At 73.8% G+C, this 1,395-nt stretch carries 1 protein-coding gene; it reads right to left on the bottom strand.

What is annotated here, in order from left to right:
• Window positions 1-9 precede the first annotated feature (9 nt).
• A complete protein-coding gene (locus ACQ1X7_RS19735) occupies window positions 10-1,365 on the bottom strand; it encodes an HNH endonuclease signature motif containing protein (RefSeq protein ID WP_432479949.1) in 1,356 nt (451 codons plus the stop codon).
• Window positions 1,366-1,395 lie beyond the last annotated feature (30 nt).

The raw sequence follows: 1,395 nt of genomic DNA, 5'->3' as shown, positions 1-1,395 counted from the left end.
GGGGCGGGGTCAATCTCGGGGTGGTGGCCGGCGGTCGACGGAGACGTCGCGGGTGCCGGTGTGGTCGCGGAGGTACTGGTGGCCGTGCGGGCTGGTCCACAGGTAGGTCCCGGGCTCGATCGCGGTGTAAGTCCAAGAGCCGTGGGTCTTGAGCCGGTGGTGGGTGCGGCACAGCGGCGCCAGCCGACAGGTGCAGGTCTGCCCGGGCGGGCCGCCGGGGTCGTAGGGCCTCACGTGGTCGGTGTCGCAGCCGTGCCCGTTGGGTCGGAGTCGCCGGGCGGGGCGGGTGCAGTGGGGGAACACGCAGGCGTGGTCCCGCAGCGCGACCTGCTCGGCGATCCGGTCGGGGACCTCGTAGGCATCGACGTGCACGTGGTCGGCCAGGTCGATCACCGGCTTCACCACCAGGTCGGTGTCGGGGTGGCCGCACCACTCGCGGATGGTCTCGACGGTGACCGGGGACCTCGTGTTCTCGCACCGCCCGACACCTTCCCCGCCGGTCAGGGCGGCCTCGGTGAGGTGGAGGTGGAGCACCGTCTTGCGCACCGGGGGTTTCGAGGCTCGCTGCGCTCGCACCTCAACCTCCGGGACCAGGTCGAGGGTGAGCTGGCGGCGGGCGAGCTCGCCGGCGGCCAGGGAGCGGCGTACGTCCAGCGACTCCGCGCAGCCGAGGTCGGCCAGCTGGCCGGCGATGCCGCGGATCGCGTCGTCCAGGTCCAGGGCGTCGGCCAGGTCCAGCTCCCCGGAGACCAGGCTGGTGCCGGCGAAGGAGACCTGGTCGTGGTCGATGTCGAACCGCCGTGAATCCGAGGCGCGACGGCGTTCGGCCTCCGCGGTCTCGGGCATGCACCGGGCCACTGCTTCGTCGACCAGCCGGTCCAGCTGGGCCGGACGGATCCGGCCCGCGACCGGCGCGACGTGGGTGTCCACGAACGCCGCCGCCTCGACGTTGAGAGCACGGCCGATGGTCTGGTCGGCGACCCGGCGGGCCTTCCACGGCGCCAGCGCACCGGTCGTCACCCGACCCCAGAGTCGCGGGAGGCGGTAGCGCAGCTCCAGGGCGTGGCCCAGGTAGTACTTCCCCGCCTCGGTCCCCAGACCGACCGCGGCGGCGAACTCCGCCACGCAGAACTCCGCCACCAGCGGCGCCCCCGGACCGGCCAGCCCGACCGGCGCCTCACCGCCACCGCGGAGCCGGTAGGACTCCGCGTCATCGACGGTCTCGGCCGGATGGATGACCGCCCACTGCACCGCCAGCTCCAGCAGCTCGGCCTCGGCCCGATCCGCCACCGCCCGCCGGGACCGGGCCGCCGCCAGCACCCCGGACGCGGTGTCCGGAAGCTCGACGGGAGCGGTGGTGGTCATGGACCCATTCAAGCCGCCACCACTGACACT

This window comes from Nocardioides sp. GXQ0305 (genome assembly GCF_050880345.1).
Classification (GTDB): domain Bacteria; phylum Actinomycetota; class Actinomycetes; order Propionibacteriales; family Nocardioidaceae; genus Nocardioides.
The sequence above is the reverse complement of the archived record's forward strand: the minus strand, read 5'-3'. Positions and strand labels throughout refer to the sequence as shown.

Coding starts and splice junctions, on each gene's coding strand:
- ACQ1X7_RS19735 (WP_432479949.1), bottom strand. CDS start 1,365: ATGACCACCACCGCTCCCGTCGAGCTTCCGGACACCGCGTCCGGGGTG.